This window comes from Planococcus sp. ANT_H30 (assembly GCF_008369335.1).
GTDB classification, from domain to species: Bacteria; Bacillota; Bacilli; order Bacillales_A; family Planococcaceae; genus Planococcus; species Planococcus kocurii.
On sequence record NZ_VOBJ01000001.1, the window covers coordinates 503961 to 522211 of the forward strand.

Sequence of the window (18251 nt, forward strand, 5' to 3'; positions counted from 1 at the left end):
AGTTAGAATTTTCTGTTATATATTAATATACATCAAAATAAACTGTATTAATACAGTTACTAAAAATTATTTTTAGAGAGGAATGATTTAGTTGTTAACAAAATCGAATGTTACGATAACAGGTCAAGATGTACCAGGAATAGAGACGATTTTAACACCCGAAGCGCTAGATTTTATTGAAAAGCTACATCATAACTTTGATCAACGTCGTGTCAAACTGTTAAAAAAACGTCAAACACGCCAACAAGAAATTGATGCTGGTAAGAAAATTGACTTTCTTCCAGAAACAAAGCACATTCGACATAACAAATGGACGATTGCTCCCCTGCCGGAAGATATGAAGGATCGCCGCGTTGAAATCACGGGACCCACAAACCGCAAAATGCTCATTAATGCATTAAACTCTGGTGCCAAGATGTTTATGGCTGATTTAGAAGATGCTACTGCACCAAATTGGTTTAACGTTATTGACGGTCAAATCAACTTACGTGATGCGGTTCGAAGACAAATTGATTTTGAAATTCCTGAAACCGGAAAAAAATACGCATTAAATAAAGAAACTGCGGTGTTAATGGTTCGACCTCGTGGTTGGCATTTGATGGAGAAGAATATTCATATTAATGGCCAGCCAATTTCCGGCAGTCTTGTCGATTTCGGATTATACTTTTTCCATAATGCACAACAACTGATTGATCGGGGAACTGGCCCTTATTTTTACCTCCCCAAATTAGAAAGTCATTTGGAAGCTCGTTTATGGAATGATGTATTCGTCTTCGCACAAAATGAGCTAGAGATTCCACAAGGCATGATTCGCGCAACTGTGTTGATTGAAACGATTCTGGCTGCTTTTGAAATGGATGAAATTTTATACGAATTGCGTGACCACTCTGCTGGTCTGAACTGTGGACGTTGGGATTATATCTTTAGCGTGATTAAACGACTGCGTAATTTACCCGAATATATTTTCCCAGATCGCTCTCAAGTGACAATGACTGTACCGTTTATGCGCGCGTATACGCAACTTTGTATTCAAACTTGCCACAAGCGTAATGCACCGGCTCTTGGCGGCATGGCTGCCCAAATTCCAGTCAAAGGAAATGATGATGCCAACACAGTTGCCTTCCAGAAAGTCGCAGAAGACAAACGACGCGAAGCGATGGACGGACACGATGGTACGTGGGTTGCACATCCTGGAATGGTTGCAATCGCGATGGAACAGTTTAATGAGCATATGCCAACACCGAACCAAATTGATAATAAGCGCGAAGACGTCCAAGTAACAGCTGAACAATTAGTTGAAGTGCCAACAGGTACCATTACTGAAGACGGACTACGCTCAAATATTTCAGTCGGCATTCAATACATCGCTTCTTGGTTATCTGGAAACGGCGCAGCGCCAATTAATAACTTGATGGAAGATGCTGCAACAGCTGAAATTTCTCGTTCGCAAGTATGGCAATGGATTCGCCATCCAAAAGGACGATTCGACGACGGCCGAAAAATTGATCTTCCTTTATTTCATGAAGTGTTGGAAGAAGAAGTTAGTAAAATTCAACAAGCAGTTGGCGAAGACAACTATTCATCTGGAAATTACGTAGAAGCTCGTGCATTGTTTATAAACCTTACCGTACAAAATGAATTCGCTGAATTTTTGACACTGCCAGGTTATGAAATCCTAAACTAAACGATTGGAGGAGATCGACATGACAAACACTCAAACATACGAAATCCGGACGAAAAAAGAATGCCGGGAATGTGGTTGTGAGATAAACGAACAACGTGAATCGATCATTTATGAATGCGAACGCTGCATCGGGAAGCAAGAAGAATAACAATGAAAAGAGGAAAACCACTTTACTGGTTTTCCTCTTTTCATTGTTATTCTTCGATTTTTTGTAGCAATTTCTCTTGATTGTTAAATTGAATTTTACCGATTTTTCCTGCTACTGGCACGATGGCTTGTCCTTCAAAATCAACTATCTCAGTTTCTCCTGATTCGTTTTCATACATGACTTGGAATGTGAAAGGATAAAGGGTCCTCTCCTTTTCGCTTTGAGTGATTTCAATCGCAGAAGTTGTGAGTTTGTATTCTCGATCTGAGTAACTATAGAGAAATGCATCTGTGTTCCTAAAGGTTTCATAGGCATTTTCAGTAAAATAAGAAGCGTACGTACTGTTCATATAATCGATTAATGCGTTGTATTCTGGCGTCTTGAGCCAAGCGTCATACTGTTCCTCGTTCATATTGGCTGTTTGAATTGCCGTTGCTGCGTCCCATAATTGTCGGTACCTGTTGTCTGGTCCATTAAATTGTTTTTCAATGACGGCTTGAATTGCCGCTTTGTCTTTTTCAAGCGACTCGGTTGGTTTTTCAGCTTCTGCTGTTTTTGCTTTTTCGTTACTAGAACAACCCACGATGAGTAAACAAGAAACAACTACGAGTAGGAATCCTAAAAGCCATCTATTCCTTGTGAAAATGTTCATCTTTAATTCCCCCTTTGAATGGACTACAACCTATTTCAAAAAAATCATTTACTATTATACGAATCAGCCTCTTAAAAGTTCCAATTTTCTTACAACAAAAAAACACCCTCAACAATCATCGTTCAAGTGACTCGAACGTCGAGAATTGGGATGTTGATATTTTCATGAAATTTTTGTTGTTGGATCGTACGATGTTTTTTAATCAAGCACTTGTTAGACAGTTGTCTTATTGTTGGTTGGATGATTTGAAACGGTATCGTCGATCTTCTTCAAGCTTGTTAAAAACTTCGATATAACGAATGCCGCCTTGTTCTCGTCCGTTGGGCGCTTCGTCTCCATCTAAAATTTCAGCAAGTGGACGTGCTTCTGGTTCGATGATGGCTGAATCATAATCATCCATCAAGCCTTGGAGCTCTTTGTAAGTTTTAATGCCTTTATCTTTTTTAACTTCTTCAAATAATCGTTCAGCTTCATCTGGTGATAATTCGACGTATCCGACGGTAATGTGTTGCTTTTCCATGTTAAAACCTCCTGTAGCTTAATCTATCGTTTCTTCTTCTATACCCGTCAATTGAAAATGCATAAACCTTCATTTGCCATTCACTGGAAGATGCTCTCGATTTCCGCTATGATGGAAAGAGCAGAAAAAATTGAGAAACCGGAGTTGATCGCTTTGCGCGTAGCTATATTTGATTTTGATGGAACTTTGTATTCGAAGGAAACGTTTCAGTTGATGATGAACCATTTAAAGAACCATCCTGAACATAGCAGCCGCTATCGTCAATTTTATCGTACCATTATGCCTCCTTATATCGGTCATAAGCTGAAAATTTATCCTGAGCAGAAAATGCGTGAACGTTCTGTCCAGGCATATTTAGCCGCATTGGACACTTTTACACAAACTGAACTTGAGCAGTATTTTGGGGAGATTGCTGAACAAATGCACGGCGATCTGAATCTGACTGTCGTGGAGCGACTGAAAAACCATGTGGCGAATAACGATTACGTCATGCTCGTATCTGGCGCTTTTACGCCACTTCTTCACGCAGTGACTAAACAATTGCCGATTAGGACCATTATTGGTACAGAAATTCTCTATAAAAATAACGTCGTCGATCATCGTACTCCCTTGTCACATGTTCAAGGACCGTTAAAAACAATAAAAATCAAAGAAGCACTTGCAGGACAAGATATTGATTGGGCTAATAGCTACGCATATGGGGATAGTCACTCAGATTTACCTGTACTTGAACTCGTTGGACATCCAGTAGCGGTTCAACCCAAGTCTAAGCTGCGTACAGTGGCTGAGCAACGGCATTGGGAAATCATTTAATCATAAAAAAAGCGGACTGCAATTGCAGTCCGTTTTTTATGTCTCATTTAATGTTTCAATGCAAATTCGAATGCCTTTTAGTAGATCCTCGTGAGACCAGCTTGGAATCCCACCGTGTTCGATCGCTAATTCATGCGACGCCGGAATGTGAATAAAGCCAGTAAGAAGTTTGGGGTTATGGACCTTGGCGTAATGCAATCCTTCATACATGACGTTGTTGCATAGATATGCACCTGCTGTATTCGAAATGGTTGCGGGAAGCCCCTTCGCAAGCAGACTGTCCACCATTTTTCGAATCGGCAGCGTAGACATATACGCGTCTTCTCCTTGTTCTCTAATCAGCTCATCGACAGGTTTGTTGCCTTCGTTGTCAGCATCTCCGTCTTTGATGTTAATAGCAATTCGCTCTGGTGTAATTTTATAGCGTCCTGCTGCAAGTCCGAGAGAAACGACTGCATCTGGAACTTCCTCGTCGATAAATTTGAGCAAAGCCTTTCCTGAAGAATTAAAATCCACTGGCATTATTTTACCGACAACCTGGTAGTTACCAATGATCGTCCCATCTAGTGCTTCAACAATTTTCATCGTTGGATTGACTGTGTAAGCCAAAAATGGCTCAAAGCCGGTCAATAATAACTTTTTCATTGCTATCTCCTCCTGTTTCAACTTGATATTCCACTTACCTATATTACAGACTTTTCTTGTCACAATTCTTAAGAGTAAAGTGCACGATCTGTAGCGCAGACAAAATTCTACTAAACTGGCTTTCCACTACTAGGAACGATTATTTATTCGATTTACCTAGTCGTTATTATACGCAATTTTGTCATTCTTTCCTACTAAGGACAGCCGGGTTAGATCAACACATTTTTTTCTATTCTCTATTAAAAAACTCTTCTCAATTACCAACTCTTGTGTTAAAATTCATTATACCGAATAATTATACATTAAACAGGAGGAATATACATGATTAAGAAAAAACCATTTATCGCTTTGTTGGCATCGTCTGCATTATTATTAGGGGCTTGTGGAAATGACAGCACAAGTGAAAGTGATTCAGGAACTTCAGGAGAAAAAAAGGTTTTGGAAATGGCAACATCCGCTGAATTCGCTCCATTTGAATCACGCAATCCTGAAGGTGATATTGTCGGATTCGACATTGACCTTGCCAACCATATAGCAGATGAACTTGGCTACGAACTTGAAATTACTGATATGAAATTTGATGGCTTGATCGGAGCGTTGCAAAACGACCGGGTTGATATGGTCATTGCGGGTATGTCCGCTACCGAATCACGTAAAGAAAACGTTGATTTTTCAACAGAGTACAATCATTCTGGCGAAATGTTTGTCACTGTCAAAGATTCAGAACTGACTAGCCTTGAGTCATTAGAGGGGAAAAGTGTTGGGGTCCAACTTGGAACGATTCAAGAAGAAGGAGCAAAAAGCATTATCGCTGATGAAGGCATCAATTTCGAGTTAAAAGCGTTAGATGATTCTGGTGCGTTAATACAAGAAATTTTATCTGGTCGTATCGACGCCGCCTACATGGATAAACAAGTGGCTCTTGGCTATATCGAAGCACAGGATCTGGGTGCATTTGATGACCCAACAACTGCTTCACCCGGTATGGCCGTTGCTTTCCCGAAAGGCAGTGAGCTAGTAGAAGAAGTGAATGGCATACTTGCTGAAATGGAAGAAAGCGGCGAGTTAGATAAATTAAAAGAACAATGGCTGACTGAAGAAGAATAAATTACCTTGTAGAAAAGAGTTGTAATCGATGAACCTGGATTTTTCACAAATAGTTCCTTATATTCCGTTCATGCTAGAAGGAATTTGGACCACTTTGAAATTCGTATTTTTTGCGATTATTTTAGGTTCGATTCTTGGAACCTTGCTCGCTCTACTCAAAATAAGTAGCGTTGCACCTCTTAGATGGTTTGCCGATGCCTATACATCGATATTCCGGGGAACACCGCTAATTTTGCAATTGATGATTATTTATTACTCGATTCCACAGCTAACAGGCTATGACATTTCAGCATTTCTTTCGGCCATTTTGGCTTTTGGACTGAATTCATCCGCTTATATATCGGAAATTATTCGTGCTGGAATTCAAGCAGTCGATAAAGGACAAACAGAAGCGGCTCAAGCGCTCGGTATTCCGTACCGCTCGATGATGAAAGATATTATTTTGCCTCAAGCCTTGAAAAACATCTTACCCGCATTAATGAATGAATTTATCACCTTAACAAAAGAATCCGCTATCGTCTCGACCATCGGCTACCTCGATCTCATGAGACGCGCACAAGTAGTGGGTGCCGACTTGTTCCGTAACTTTGAACCGTTGTTATTTGTCGGCGTCATCTATTGGTGTCTCGTGATGGGCTTGACGATGATTGGTAAAGTTTTCGAACGGAGGTTAAAACAAAGTGATTAAAGTTCAACAGCTTTATAAAAAGTTTGGTACGAATGAAGTCCTCAGTGACATTTCTACTGTTGTCACGAAAGGTGAAGTCGTATCGATTATCGGTCCTTCTGGTTCAGGCAAATCCACTTTTCTACGGTGCTTAAACTTACTGGAACTACCGACTTCAGGCATTATTGAAATCAACGGTAAAAACTTAACGGCTTCTAAAAAAAATATCCACAAAATTCGGCAGCAAATCGGTATGGTGTTTCAGCATTTTCATTTATTTCCTCATTTGACGGTGCTTGAGAATTTAACTTATGCACCGATGAAAGCAAAAGGCATCAAAAAAGAGGAAGCAGAATTGAAAGCACGATTGCTACTTGAACGCGTTGGCTTATCTGAAAAAGAAAAGGCCTACCCAAACAGCTTGTCTGGCGGTCAAAAGCAGCGTGTTGCGATTGCACGTGCTTTGGCTATGGAACCCGAACTAATGCTGTTTGATGAGCCTACTTCGGCACTGGATCCAGAAATGGTCAAAGAAGTGCTCGATGTCATGAAAGACTTAGCAAAATCCGGAATGACGATGGTTGTCGTGACTCACGAAATGGGCTTTGCTCGAGAAGTTGCAGACCGTGTTTTATTTTTGGATCATGGTGTATTAGTCGAGGAAGGCCAGCCGATGGAATTCTTTAGTCATCCGAAAACTGCTCGCGCTAAGGATTTTTTGGATAAAGTATTGTAACAGGTATCCTTCTGGGTACCTGCTTTTCTATTTATCACTATTTGTTCATTTGATGCTCAAATGTGTTGGCGTTACTTCTCATTTCTGCATGTTATAATCGAAGCTGGCAAACACGCAGAAAACAGAGGTGGAAAATGTGTTTAGAAAAATCGTTATTTTAATAGGCGTCCTATTTTTCATGTCGCTGATTATCTTTACAGCTGTCATGTTCTTAAAAAATGAAGTAGAACTTTATTCGGAAACCGATGTGTCGTTAACCATTGAAAAGCCGACTTTCATTACATTCAGCGAACCGGAAGTCAGTAACAACGGTTCAGATCTTACGCAAGTTTACACGATGACTTTCCTTGGAATAGAGGTCGGCACATATACATTAGTCGATCGATCGCTTCAAAACGGCACTTCCATTATTTTCGAAGAAATCAAAAACACCGGTTGGATTCCTTACACATTGTCGATGAATGTTAACAAGTTAGAAGATACCGATTTTAAATCGTGGAATCCACAGCCGGTAGCCAAACTTGACGAAGCGTTGTATGGGTTAGACTCAACGACCAATCCGCATGGCATTTTCACAACCAAAAATGGTGAAATTCTAATCGGCAATGTTTACGTATCGCGGAATCTACAACTAGGAAATGGCGACTCCGTGCAGGAATTGCGTCATGAAATTACGGATTTTACTACAGAAGAAGGCACCTTGTCGAAAAACCTTTGGTTGCCACCTAAGCACTCAAGTCAGACATGGCTAATGGCAGCTCAACAACCGTTATTCGAAACAGAAGAAGATGAAGACCAATGGATTGCATTTTCACTCGAAAATCGTTTGTCGCAGTTAAACTGGCTGACGCCTCAAGGTCCTTACGTTAAGCTTCAATTGACGGACGACCCACGAACACAACTTGCCTATGGGTATATCGATAAGCGAACGGCCGACCTCTCTTCCCTTGAATGGAATGAAACTTCGCCCTCTTTGTTCTTTGAGTCCATGATACTAAATGCTGAAATCAATCAATAATCATCTAAAAAGCGTTAAAGCCCCTGCTTTAACGCTTTTTTATATTCTTATCTTCTTTTCTTAATACCCAGGCAGTTAGCTTTCAAATTAACTAAAAATTCCGTATAATTAAAGTGAGTTAAAACCTTATTTCTGTTGCTACGCGGCGGCTGATTACTATATGAGGAGGTTGGTCATAATGGAACGCCGAGTACTCGATTCACAAGAAATAGAACTTCGGTTAGATGATGATTTTAATGCGATTCTGAATATGATTGGCGAAGGTGCACCCGTTTACACAACTTACAAAGAATTCAAGATAGAAAAAGAACGGCAGCGTGAAGAAGAAAAAGATCTTCATTAATGTTGAATCATCGCTTTTCCGTTACCGGAGAGGCGATTTTTTTTATAACAAAAAGGGAGTGGCATGCAAAAGGAGCTACACTCAAAAGGTCCTAATTTATGACCTTTTGGGGCAGCCCCTTTACTTAATTCATCATTTTTGCTACAAAATCATATGAGCGCAAACGATCTTCCTGATAAAAAACCGGCGAATTGACGATAATCTCATTGGCTCTTGTTTTTTGAATAAAGTTTTTCAACTTTTGTCTAACAAGATCCGGTGTTCCAACCATCGTCGATTCAGAATCTAATTTGTCCCGGAAAATCGCAATTTCGCGGTCTGTCCAAACTTCCTCCAAGTGATCGATGGGTGCTCTAAATGTAGTTGGCTCGCCTCGCATCAAGGAGAACATCTGCTGCTGCGAAGAAGTCGCCAACCATTCTGCACGTTCTTGTGTTTTTGCAACAATAATCGTAACGCCAAGCATCGCGTAAGGAGCGGCCAACACCTGTGACGGTTTAAAGTTTTGATGATAAAGTTGCAAAGCCTGCATCATGTAATCCGGTGCGAAATGACTAGCAAATGAAAATGGCAAACCTTTTAACGCAGCCAGCTGTGCACTAAATCCACTCGATCCGAGTAGCCAAAGCGGAATCTTTATATTAGTACCAGGGTACGCCCGAACACGTCCGACAGGGTTAGCTGAAAAGTAATTTTCTAACTCCGCAACTTGCTGGGGAAAATCATCTCCGCTGCTATTCAAATTCCGACGTAACGCATGCGCAGTAGCTTGATCACTACCAGGTGCACGCCCTAGACCTAAATCAATGCGTCCAGGATAAATAGTTTCCAATGTACCAAATTGCTCTGCTATAACAAGCGGTGCATGATTCGGTAGCATAACTCCACCTGAACCTACACGAATCGACTCTGTTGCGCCTGCAATATGTCCAATAAGGACAGATGTCGCAGAACTGCCGATACCCGGCATATTATGATGTTCAGCTAGCCAATAGCGATTAAACCCCAATCGCTCCACATGCTGTGCCAACTCCACACTATTTTTAAAGGTCTGCGCTGTTTCTGCACCTTCGTTTATCGGTGCTAAATCAAGCACCGCCAATGGGATATTTTCAAATTTCTTAATGTGCATAATTACGTTCACTCCTATTCTCTTCCATTGTAGCGATGTTTATCTGAACCGTCCCTTTTTTTGCTCAAGCTATGAAAAGTGAAAGTGCCTCGTCAGCTCTGACAGGCATAAGACAGACCAGCAGTGTGGCGTTCTTTGCCACGCAGCTGGGTTGACTTATGTCCCGAAGAGCTAGGCACTTGCAACTGGACACCGAAAAGCGCAAGCTGCCATGTAGATTCGACGGGCATAAGACGCTCTGGCGAAGTGGCATGTTTTCAGCCACACAGCCGGAGTGGCTTATGACCCGAGAATCTGGCAGCTGGAGCTGGACAACATGAAAAGTGAAAGTGCCTCGTCAGCTCTGACAGGCATAAGACAGACCAGCAGTGTGGCGTTCTTTGCCACGCAGCTGGGTTGACTTATGTCCCGAAGAGCTAGGCACTTGCAACTGGACACCGAAAAGCGCAAGCTACCATGTAGATTCGACGGGCATAAGACGCTCTGGTGAAGTGGCATGTTTTCAGCCACACAGCCGGAGTGGCTTATGACCCGAGAATCTGGCAGCTGGAGCTGGACAACATGAAAAGTGAAAGTGCCTCGTCAGCTCTGACAGGCATAAGACAGACCAGCAGTGTGGTGTTCTTTGCCACGCAGCTGGGTTGACTTATGTCCCGAAGAGCTAGGCACTTGCAACTGGACACCGAAAAGCGCAAGCTGCCATGTAGATTCGACGGGCATAAGACGCTCTGGCGAAGTGGCGTGTTTTCAGCCACACAGCCGGAGTGGCTTATGACCCGAGAATCTGGCAGCTGGAGCTGGACAACATGAAAAGTGAAAGTGCCTCGTCAGCTCTGACAGGCATAAGACAGATCAGCAGTGTGGCGTTCTTTGCCACGCAGCTGGGTTGACTTATGTCCCGAAGAGCTAGGCACTTGCAACTGGACACCGAAAAGCGCAAGCTGCCATGTAGATTCGACGGGCATAAAGAAATTTTTCTTTTCCTATCCTCCCTTTACTAATCAAGCTAGTTGCCTACCCACTTCTTATATTTGCATTATTTAAAATTCAACACTTGCTTTCTTTCATTAATTGATTTATGATTAGGAACATCTAAACAGAAACACTAAACTTAATAAGATATTTCTTATCTAGAGAGACGGAGGGATTTGGCCCTGTGAAGTCTCAGCAACCAGTCTGACGAAGACTACGGTGCTAATTCCAATAGGCTTCTGCCTAACAGATGAGAAGAATGCATTTCCGGACAGGGGCTTTTCTTCTTTATGAAGAAAAGCCCCTGTTTTCTTATTGAGAGGATGAGTAACATGACAAAACACAGCTTGGAAACTTTATTAGTTCAATTAGGCAATCACAGCGATCCCACAACAGGAGCCGTTAATCCGCCCATTTACTTGTCGACAGCCTACGAACATCAAGGACTTGGCCAATCAACTGGCTATGATTATACGCGCACGAAAAACCCGACTCGCTCTGTTCTGGAAGAAGGATTTGCAGAACTTGAAGGCGCAGATGCTGCATTTGCTTGCAGTTCTGGAATGGCAGCTATTCAACTCGTTTTGTCTCTTTTTCGTCCAGGTGATGAATTGTTAGTACCGGAAGATATTTATGGTGGAACATACCGCCTATTAGATCACTTTGCATCAGCTTATAATATTCACCCCAACTACGCCGAGTTCAAAGATGTCCAAGACACAGAACAAAAAATAACCATTCATACACGTGCACTTTTTATTGAAACGCCCACCAATCCACTGATGCAAGAAATTGATCTCGTTGCTTATGCCGCATTGGCTAAAAAGCATAAGCTTCTATTAATCGTCGATAATACATTTTTAACGCCATTCTTCCAACAGCCCCTATTACTGGGTGCAGACATTGTTATCCATAGTGCAACGAAATATATTGGTGGTCATAATGATGTTTTAGCTGGACTTGTTGCCGCTAAAGGCGATCGCATTTGCGAAAAACTGGCAACATTCCATAACTCGGTTGGTGCCGTTTTGTCCCCTTTTGACTCTTGGTTACTGGTTCGCGGATTAAAGACATTGCCTTTACGGATGCGACAGCATGACGCAAACGCGAAAACCATTGCTGAGTTCTTGTCTCAGCAGTCGTCTGTGTCTGATGTGTTGTATCCTGGAAAAGGCGGCATGTTGTCCTTCCGTTTGCAAAAAGAAGAATGGATAGCTCCTTTTCTTGAACACATTAAACTCATCACCTTTGCGGAAAGTCTTGGCGGTGTTGAAAGTTTTATTACTTACCCCGCCACCCAAACTCATGCAGACATGCCTTTTGAAGAACGGACGAAACGTGGCGTTTGCAATCGGTTATTGCGATTTTCAGTCGGGGTGGAACTTGCTGAAGATTTAATTGCTGATTTAGCACAAGCGTTTTCAGAACTAAATAAGGAGGTAGTTGAATATGACCGATCGCATTGAAACGAAGTTTATTCACTCTACTGGAGTCGACCCACAAACTGGAGCTGTCAATGTACCTATCTATTTATCTTCCACTTTCCACCAACAAAGCCTGGATTCGTTTGGACCGTTTGATTATAGCCGTTCTGGAAACCCCACTCGCCTAGCGTTAGAAGAAACCATCGCTAAGCTAGAAGGAGGCAAGCGTGGGTTCGCCTTTTCTTCAGGGATGGCTGCTATTTCCTCTGCTTTTATGCTGTTGTCTTCAGGTGACCATGTCTTAGTGTCAGAAGACGTTTACGGCGGAACTTATCGTTTTATCACGGAAATTTTGGACAAATTCAATATCGAATATACCTTTGTGAATATGACGGACTTAAACGAAATGGCTAATGCCATCCAGCCAAATACAAAAGTGATTTACTTGGAAACGCCATCAAATCCTGTTATGAATATTACGGATATTGAAATCGCTGCAAAACTAGCGAAAGCCAATAACTGTTTAACGTTTGTTGACAACACCTTTATGACACCGCTTTACCAGAATCCACTGGAGCTTGGTGCAGATATCGTTCTTCACAGTGCAACGAAATTTCTGTCAGGTCATAGCGACGTCATCGCAGGTCTTGCTGTGACCAAAGATGAAGAACTTGGAAACCGTTTGGGCTTTATCCAAAACACGTTTGGCTCTGTTCTAGGAGCTCAAGATTCTTACCTGTTAATCCAAGGCATAAAAACTTTAGGCGCTCGGTTAGGCCAGTCATCTCAATCGGCTCGCGTTATTGCTGAATACTTGCAGAACCATCCGTTAATTGAAGAAGTATACTACCCCGGATTTTCGTTCCATCCTGGAAACCCAATTCACGAACGCCAAGCTACAAATGCAGGAGCGGTTCTATCATTTCGTTTAGCTGATAAAAAATCCGTTCGTATATTTGTCGAACATCTGAGAATTCCGGTGTTTGCAGTTAGTTTAGGCGCAGTCGAATCGATTTTGTCCTATCCTGCAACGATGTCTCATGGCTCAATGCCTCCAGAAGAACGCGAAAAACGTGGAATCACCGACGGCTTGCTACGTTTTTCTGTCGGCTTAGAACATTGTGATGATTTGGTGCAAGATCTAAACCAAGCACTATTACAAGTAGCCCGTCGAAAAGGATTAAGCATCGCAAATTAAAGTTCCTTCTATAGAAAGAACTTTTGTTCTAAGAAACCCTCTTGCCTCATCTGGCAAGAGGGTTTCTTATGAATAGAGAACTCGATTTATCTTGCAATCCTCTATCAAATTCTTCTTGGCTTTAAGCTATCTCTTGTTTTTCGCTCATTTCCATTTCTGCAACAACAGGGAATCGCAAATGAATAATGATTGGTAATTACTCACTCATTTTTTAGACACAATTATTAAAAAAACAAGAGATTCTATTGATAATGATTGACATTCTCAATTGGAACTTTATAATTGATGATGAGAATGATTTTCATTTGAAATCTCAATTACACATTAAGGGGAGAGACATCCATGAACAAACTTTTTTATCTGGTTATCGCTTTATTAGTTCTTGTTTTAGCTGCATGCGGAAGCAATGATGCATCCGAACCGGCAACAGATGCACCTGAAGAAACAGCTGAAAGCAAAGAAGTTAATTTATATACGGCAAGACATTACGATGTAGATGATGAATTATACAAAAAGTTTGAAGAAGAAACGGGTATTAAAGTAAATCTAATTAAAGGTGACGCAGATGAGTTGCTTGAGCGCATTAAGCGTGAAGGAGATGGCACTGAAGCTGATTTATTCTTGACTGCAGATGCTGGACGTTTATACCGTGCTAAAGAAGATGGCTTGCTACAGTCCGTATCAAGTGACATACTAGACGAACAAATTCCTGAAAAATTCCAAGACACAGACCAAATGTGGTATGGCTTAACAAAACGTGCACGTGTACTTGTCTACAACAAAGAAACTGTAAAACCTGAAGAATTATCTACTTATGAAGCTTTGACAGAAGACGAGTGGAATGGCCGTGTATTGATTCGTGGCTCTGAAAATATTTACAATCAATCGCTACTTGCTTCGTTTATTGAAATAGAGGGTGAAGAAAAAGCGAAAGAATGGGCTGCAGGCCTAGTAAATAATTTCGCACGTGATCCTGAAGGCGGAGATCGGGACCAAGCTAAAGCAATCGCTGCTGGAGTTGGCGACGTTGCTATTATGAACAGCTATTATTTTGGACAAATGTTGAACTCTGAAGATCCTGCTGAAGTAGAAGTAGCAGAAGGACTTGGATTGTTCTTCCCGAACCAAGATACGACTGGTACTCACGTGAACGTTAGTGGTGCGGGTGTTGTGAAAACAGCTAAAAACAAAGAAAATGCTATAAAACTTCTTGAATTCCTTTCTGCACCTGAAGCACAAGGAACGTTTGCAGAAACAAATTACGAATACCCAGTAAATGAAAAAGTCGAACCTTCTGAGTTACTAACATCATGGGGTGAATTTAAAGAACAGGACATTCCGCTTTCTGCTTTAGGAGACAATAATGCGAAATCAATTCTGATCTTTAATGAAGTCGGCTGGAAATAATGAATATGCTGTGCCCTTGCTGTATGTTTACAGCAAGGGATTTCTGGCGATTGGAGAAGGTGGCTTAACCATGCAAAGAAGATTAGCTAATATAAATATTTGGACGGTTGCAGCCATCGTCATTATCGCTGCATTGTTTTTACCGAATTTAACAATTGTGACAGGTCTTTTCACCCCCTCTAACGAGAACTGGGCACATATGAAAGAATTTGTCCTTTGGTCGTTTGTAAAAAACTCCTTAATACTCGTTGTAGCCACCGCTGCTTCAACAATTTTTATCGGTCTAAGCTTAGCTTGGCTGATTGCCCAGTATCAGTTCCCTTTCCGACGATTTTTAAAATGGGCACTGATTCTCCCCCTCTCAATCCCACCTTTTATTGGGGCCTACACGTACCACGGGATTTTTAATTATACGGGTGTGATTCAGACAACACTCCGTGAGCGCTTTGATATGGAACTAAATCCAGCATATTTTGACATCATGAACTTGCCAGGTGCTATTTTCATTTACACGGTTTTCTTGTATCCCTATGTTTACACCATCACACAAGTTTTTTTGGCACAGCAGTCGGCTTCACTCATTGAAAGTACACGATTACTTGGGAAAGGCCCATGGCGAACGTTTTTTCAAGTAGTCGTCCCAATATCGCGGATTTCGATTATCGCAGGTGCTAGTTTGGTCGTCTTAGAAGTGTTGAATGATTATGGTGTAGTGAAATACTATGGTATCCAAACCTTCACAACAGCGATTTTTCAAACTTGGTTTGGCTTAGGCGACATCGAAACATCTATTAAACTAGCCGCTTCTTTAATGGGATTTGTCATTGTTATTCTGCTGATTGAAAAAATTCTGCGCGGCAGACGTCAATATAGCTACGCTTCTACAAAAGTCAGACCGCTGCCACTTGTTAAATTAACCGGTTGGAAAGCTTTTGCTGCTGCTAGTTATGGCTTCGCTATTTTGGCTTTAGGTTTTTTCATCCCGGTTGCGCAATTGATCGACTGGACCATTTTAACTTTTGGAACCATTCCATTAGATGAATTTATGTCCTATATAAGAAATTCTGTTTTCGTAGCCGGATTCAGCGCTGCAGTCATTATCGTTTTCGCATTGATTGTCGGCAATTTTGCCCGCCTCGTTCATGGCAGACTTGCTAAATTATTGCCCAAACTAACAGTTTTAGGTTATTCTATTCCAGGAGCTGTTATTGCAGTTGCCGTAGTAACTGCTTTTGTTTCATTAGATGAATTTTTAGCACCACTATATAAACTAGTTGGCATGAACACGACACTTGTACTTAGCGTGAGCATCATCTTGCTCGTCACAGCTTACATCATCCGATTTTTCGCCATTGGCTACAGTTCCATTGAAACGGGTTACGACAAAATCGGCACCGACTTCCAAGATGCTTCTCGCCTTCTTGGAGCCGGACTGACAAGAACCTTTTTTAAGGTAGACATGCCAATGATGAAAGGTGCCATCATTAGTGGATTTATTCTCGTATTCATTGACGTATTAAAAGAAATTCCATTGACTTTAATTTTGAGACCCTTTAATTTCGATACACTTTCTACAAAAGCTTTCCAATATGCCAGCGACGAAAAAATCATGGAAGCATCTCAAGCTTCTTTGCTGATTGTTGGTATTAGTGCCTTAGCAATTGTGGTCTTTTATAAGTTTTTGGAAAAGGAGTTGGATTAATATGTTCGTAACCATTGAAAATCTTTGCTTTTCTTACCCAAATACAAAAGCTGTAGCACTTGATAATTTCTCTTTAGAGATTGAAAAAGGAGAGGTCATTTCCATCCTTGGGCGAAGCGGTAGTGGAAAAAGCACTGTCCTTCGCTTACTTGCAGGGCTTGAAAATCCTTCAGTTGGAAAAGTGACGATTCAAGATCAAGTTCTTTGTGATCAACATACTTTCGTTCAACCTGAAAAACGTGGCATCGGCATGGTATTCCAAGATTATGCACTTTTCCCTCATATGACGGTTGCCGATAACATTTTATTTGGACTGTTCCGCATGAAAAAAGCGGCCAAGCAAAAGCGGCTCCAAGAAGTCTTGGAACTCGTGGAATTACAGGGTTATGAAAAACGTTATCCGCACCAATTAAGTGGTGGACAGCAGCAGCGTGTTGCGATTGCTAGAGCGCTCGCGCCAAATCCACATCTATTATTACTCGATGAACCCTTTAGTAATTTAGATGCCGAGCTTCAAGAGAAAATTCGGAAAGAGTTGCGTGATATTTTAAAGAAAGCCAATATCACCTCTATCTTCGTAACACACGATGAGAAAGATGCTCATATTCTAGCTGATCGAATTGTTAAGATCAAAGACGGCAGTACTGATTTTATTGGTCGTCCTTGTGATTTACTCGATGTTTATCGTCAAGAAGCTCGCAACGCACCTACTATTGTAGAAGAAAAAGAATTAGTTCGTATTTAAAAACAGCCCTCCAATAGAGTGGTTTACTAAACCCATACAAAAACCCATTCGAAAAAAATCGAATGGGTTTCTTCTATTATAAGGTGTTGTGTTCGCCGACGACTGACAAGCTTTCTGTCTTTTGCTTCACATCTTCTATTTCAATTGCTTTCCGAGCAACGCCCGTATCCATAGCAGCCTTTGCTACTGCCGCCGCAACAGCTGAGGCCACACGCAAATCAAACGGTTTGGGTATAACATAGTCCTCATTCAGCTCATTTGCCTCTAGTAATCCCGCAATCGCTTCGACTGCAGCGATTTTCATCGCATCGTTGATGTCAGTAGCCAATACGTCTAAAGCACCTCTAAAGAGTCCAGGGAAGGCTAATACGTTATTGACTTGGTTTGGGAAATCAGAACGTCCTGTGCCAACTACTCTGGCACCGGCTTGTTTCGCCAAGTGCGGAAGAATTTCAGGGTTTGGATTGGCCATAGCGAAAATGATGGCATCATCATTCATCGTCCGGACCATGTCTCCAGTCAATGCACCTTCTGCTGATACGCCGATAAAGACGTCTGCTCCTTGGATGACATCTGCCAGTAGACCTTCTTTGCGTTCGTAATTGCTCATTTCAGCCACTTCTTCTTTAAACGGATTCATGCCATTTTTGCGTCCTTTGAAAATAGCTCCTTTTGTATCACACATGATCACGTGACCAAAGCCAAATTTACTCAGTAATTTAACGATGGCAATTCCTGCAGCTCCCGCACCGTTAACGACAATTTTGGTTTCCTGTACGTCTTTGCCGACCAGTTTTAATGCATTGATCAAGCCTGCCAAAGTAACAATTGCTGTACCGTGCTGATCGTCGTGAAACACGGGAATTCCCATTTCCTTTTTCAAACGCTCTTCCACAATAAAACAAGTCGGGGCCGAAATATCCTCAAGATTGACGCCGCCAAATCCTGGTTCAAGCAATTTAACCGTTTGGATAATGGTTTCCGCATCGGTTGTATCCAAACAAATCGGGAACGCGTCAACTCCAGCAAATTCTTTAAATAATATAGCCTTTCCTTCCATAACCGGCAATGCGGCAAGCGGACCAATGTTGCCGAGGCCAAGAACTGCTGTCCCATCTGTCACTACCGCGACCATATTGCTTTTCATTGTGTAGTCGTGAACCTTTGACGGGTCTGCCGCGATTTCTCTACAAGGTTCTGCTACTCCTGGAGAATAGGCGAGGCTCAAGTCCCTTTCATTTTCCACTGCTACTTTTGACCGAATCTCCAATTTCCCCTGATGCGTCCTGTGCAGTTGCAACGAATCGTTTTTTAGCTTAGACATGTGCCTCATCTCCC

18 protein-coding genes and 1 riboswitch are annotated in these 18251 nt (G+C 41.7%); of the genes, 13 read left to right on the plus strand and 5 right to left on the minus strand.

Features of this window, described 5'->3' with window-relative positions; all coding sequences use genetic code 11:
* Positions 1–91: 91 nt before the first annotated feature.
* Together aceB and FQ085_RS18195 are read left to right on the plus strand one after the other, a co-directional pair.
* Entirely contained in the window at positions 92–1684 is a 1593-nt protein-coding gene (gene aceB, locus FQ085_RS02490) for a malate synthase A (protein WP_058384671.1), read from the plus strand.
* A gap of 19 nt (positions 1685–1703) precedes the next feature.
* Positions 1704–1832, plus strand: a complete 129-nt coding sequence (locus tag FQ085_RS18195) for a YhfH family protein (RefSeq protein ID WP_211272186.1) — start codon at positions 1704–1706, stop codon at positions 1830–1832.
* Positions 1833–1878: 46 nt separating this feature from the next.
* Here FQ085_RS18195 and FQ085_RS02495 read toward each other — a convergent pair whose 3' ends face one another.
* Positions 1879–2484 (minus strand): hypothetical protein, encoded by a 606-nt coding sequence (locus tag FQ085_RS02495; RefSeq protein ID WP_149455814.1) that lies wholly within the window; start codon positions 2482–2484, stop codon positions 1879–1881.
* Positions 2485–2710: 226 nt separating this feature from the next.
* The gene (locus FQ085_RS02500) at positions 2711–3004 is read right to left on the minus strand and encodes a hypothetical protein (protein ID WP_149455815.1); all 294 of its coding nucleotides are present in this window, start codon (positions 3002–3004) and stop codon (positions 2711–2713) included.
* 108 nt (positions 3005–3112) lie between these two features.
* Between FQ085_RS02500 and FQ085_RS02505 the strand changes: the two genes are divergently transcribed.
* Positions 3113–3817: an HAD-IB family hydrolase gene (locus tag FQ085_RS02505; protein WP_082707548.1), complete on the plus strand. Its 705-nt coding sequence runs from the start codon at positions 3113–3115 to the stop codon at positions 3815–3817.
* A gap of 36 nt (positions 3818–3853) precedes the next feature.
* Here the strand turns inward: FQ085_RS02505 and pcp are convergent, their stop codons facing one another.
* The gene (gene pcp / locus FQ085_RS02510; protein ID WP_149455816.1) at positions 3854–4462 is read right to left on the minus strand and encodes a pyroglutamyl-peptidase I; all 609 of its coding nucleotides are present in this window, start codon (positions 4460–4462) and stop codon (positions 3854–3856) included.
* 321 nt (positions 4463–4783) lie between these two features.
* Here pcp and FQ085_RS02515 point away from each other — a divergent pair, with 321 nt between their 5' ends.
* The 5 genes from FQ085_RS02515 to FQ085_RS17975 all read left to right on the plus strand — a co-directional run bounded on the left by FQ085_RS02515 (position 4784) and on the right by FQ085_RS17975 (position 8333).
* Complete coding sequence (locus FQ085_RS02515; protein WP_058384667.1) at positions 4784–5569, plus strand: ABC transporter substrate-binding protein; 786 nt, start codon at positions 4784–4786, stop codon at positions 5567–5569.
* 28 nt (positions 5570–5597) lie between these two features.
* Positions 5598–6257 (plus strand): amino acid ABC transporter permease, encoded by a 660-nt coding sequence (locus FQ085_RS02520; RefSeq protein ID WP_058384666.1) that lies wholly within the window; start codon positions 5598–5600, stop codon positions 6255–6257.
* Positions 6250–6972, plus strand: coding sequence for an amino acid ABC transporter ATP-binding protein (locus tag FQ085_RS02525; RefSeq protein ID WP_058384665.1), 723 nt, complete (start codon positions 6250–6252; stop codon positions 6970–6972). The genes FQ085_RS02520 and FQ085_RS02525 overlap by 8 nt, the downstream gene beginning before the upstream one ends.
* A 136-nt stretch (positions 6973–7108) precedes the next feature.
* A complete protein-coding gene (locus FQ085_RS02530; protein WP_058384664.1) occupies positions 7109–7990 on the plus strand; it encodes a hypothetical protein in 882 nt (293 codons plus the stop codon).
* A 178-nt stretch (positions 7991–8168) separates the two neighbouring features.
* Entirely contained in the window at positions 8169–8333 is a 165-nt protein-coding gene (locus FQ085_RS17975) for a hypothetical protein (protein WP_188074697.1), read from the plus strand.
* Between the two features lie 124 nt (positions 8334–8457).
* Here the strand turns inward: FQ085_RS17975 and FQ085_RS02535 are convergent, their stop codons facing one another.
* A complete protein-coding gene (locus FQ085_RS02535; protein ID WP_058384663.1) occupies positions 8458–9465 on the minus strand; it encodes an LLM class flavin-dependent oxidoreductase in 1008 nt (335 codons plus the stop codon).
* A 1123-nt stretch (positions 9466–10588) separates the two neighbouring features.
* Positions 10589–10694: riboswitch (SAM riboswitch) on the plus strand.
* A 75-nt stretch (positions 10695–10769) separates the two neighbouring features.
* Here FQ085_RS02535 and FQ085_RS02540 point away from each other — a divergent pair.
* The 5 genes from FQ085_RS02540 to FQ085_RS02560 all read left to right on the plus strand — a co-directional run bounded on the left by FQ085_RS02540 (position 10770) and on the right by FQ085_RS02560 (position 16913).
* Entirely contained in the window at positions 10770–11903 is a 1134-nt protein-coding gene (locus FQ085_RS02540; protein ID WP_149455817.1) for a methionine biosynthesis PLP-dependent protein, read from the plus strand.
* A complete protein-coding gene (gene metC / locus FQ085_RS02545) occupies positions 11887–13059 on the plus strand; it encodes a cystathionine beta-lyase (protein WP_058384661.1) in 1173 nt (390 codons plus the stop codon). The genes FQ085_RS02540 and metC overlap by 17 nt, the downstream gene beginning before the upstream one ends.
* A 342-nt stretch (positions 13060–13401) precedes the next feature.
* Positions 13402–14466, plus strand: a complete 1065-nt coding sequence (locus FQ085_RS02550; protein ID WP_058384660.1) for a Fe(3+) ABC transporter substrate-binding protein — start codon at positions 13402–13404, stop codon at positions 14464–14466.
* 70 nt (positions 14467–14536) lie between these two features.
* Complete coding sequence (locus FQ085_RS02555) at positions 14537–16168, plus strand: ABC transporter permease (protein ID WP_149455818.1); 1632 nt, start codon at positions 14537–14539, stop codon at positions 16166–16168.
* A 1-nt stretch (position 16169) separates the two neighbouring features.
* Positions 16170–16913, plus strand: coding sequence for an ABC transporter ATP-binding protein (locus tag FQ085_RS02560; RefSeq protein WP_058384659.1), 744 nt, complete (start codon positions 16170–16172; stop codon positions 16911–16913).
* 76 nt (positions 16914–16989) lie between these two features.
* Here FQ085_RS02560 and ystJ read toward each other — a convergent pair whose 3' ends face one another.
* Positions 16990–18237: an NADP-dependent malic enzyme gene (ystJ, locus tag FQ085_RS02565; protein WP_058384658.1), complete on the minus strand. Its 1248-nt coding sequence runs from the start codon at positions 18235–18237 to the stop codon at positions 16990–16992.
* Between the last annotated feature and the right edge of the window lie 14 nt (positions 18238–18251).

Excerpts from the sequence above, each read along its gene's own strand:
- FQ085_RS02515 (WP_058384667.1), top strand. The coding sequence starts at position 4,784 with ATGATTAAGAAAAAACCATTTATCGCTTTGTTGGCATCGTCTGCATTA.
- FQ085_RS18195 (WP_211272186.1), top strand. The coding sequence starts at position 1,704 with ATGACAAACACTCAAACATACGAAATCCGGACGAAAAAAGAATGCCGG.
- FQ085_RS02520 (WP_058384666.1), top strand. The coding sequence starts at position 5,598 with ATGAACCTGGATTTTTCACAAATAGTTCCTTATATTCCGTTCATGCTA.
- FQ085_RS02505 (WP_082707548.1), top strand. The coding sequence starts at position 3,113 with ATGATGGAAAGAGCAGAAAAAATTGAGAAACCGGAGTTGATCGCTTTG.
- ystJ (WP_058384658.1), bottom strand. The coding sequence starts at position 18,237 with ATGTCTAAGCTAAAAAACGATTCGTTGCAACTGCACAGGACGCATCAG.
- FQ085_RS02540 (WP_149455817.1), top strand. The coding sequence starts at position 10,770 with ATGACAAAACACAGCTTGGAAACTTTATTAGTTCAATTAGGCAATCAC.
- pcp (WP_149455816.1), bottom strand. The coding sequence starts at position 4,462 with ATGAAAAAGTTATTATTGACCGGCTTTGAGCCATTTTTGGCTTACACA.
- FQ085_RS02535 (WP_058384663.1), bottom strand. The coding sequence starts at position 9,465 with ATGCACATTAAGAAATTTGAAAATATCCCATTGGCGGTGCTTGATTTA.
- FQ085_RS17975 (WP_188074697.1), top strand. The coding sequence starts at position 8,169 with ATGGAACGCCGAGTACTCGATTCACAAGAAATAGAACTTCGGTTAGAT.
- FQ085_RS02555 (WP_149455818.1), top strand. The coding sequence starts at position 14,537 with ATGCAAAGAAGATTAGCTAATATAAATATTTGGACGGTTGCAGCCATC.
- FQ085_RS02500 (WP_149455815.1), bottom strand. The coding sequence starts at position 3,004 with ATGGAAAAGCAACACATTACCGTCGGATACGTCGAATTATCACCAGAT.
- FQ085_RS02550 (WP_058384660.1), top strand. The coding sequence starts at position 13,402 with ATGAACAAACTTTTTTATCTGGTTATCGCTTTATTAGTTCTTGTTTTA.
- FQ085_RS02495 (WP_149455814.1), bottom strand. The coding sequence starts at position 2,484 with ATGAACATTTTCACAAGGAATAGATGGCTTTTAGGATTCCTACTCGTA.
- FQ085_RS02560 (WP_058384659.1), top strand. The coding sequence starts at position 16,170 with ATGTTCGTAACCATTGAAAATCTTTGCTTTTCTTACCCAAATACAAAA.
- metC (WP_058384661.1), top strand. The coding sequence starts at position 11,887 with ATGACCGATCGCATTGAAACGAAGTTTATTCACTCTACTGGAGTCGAC.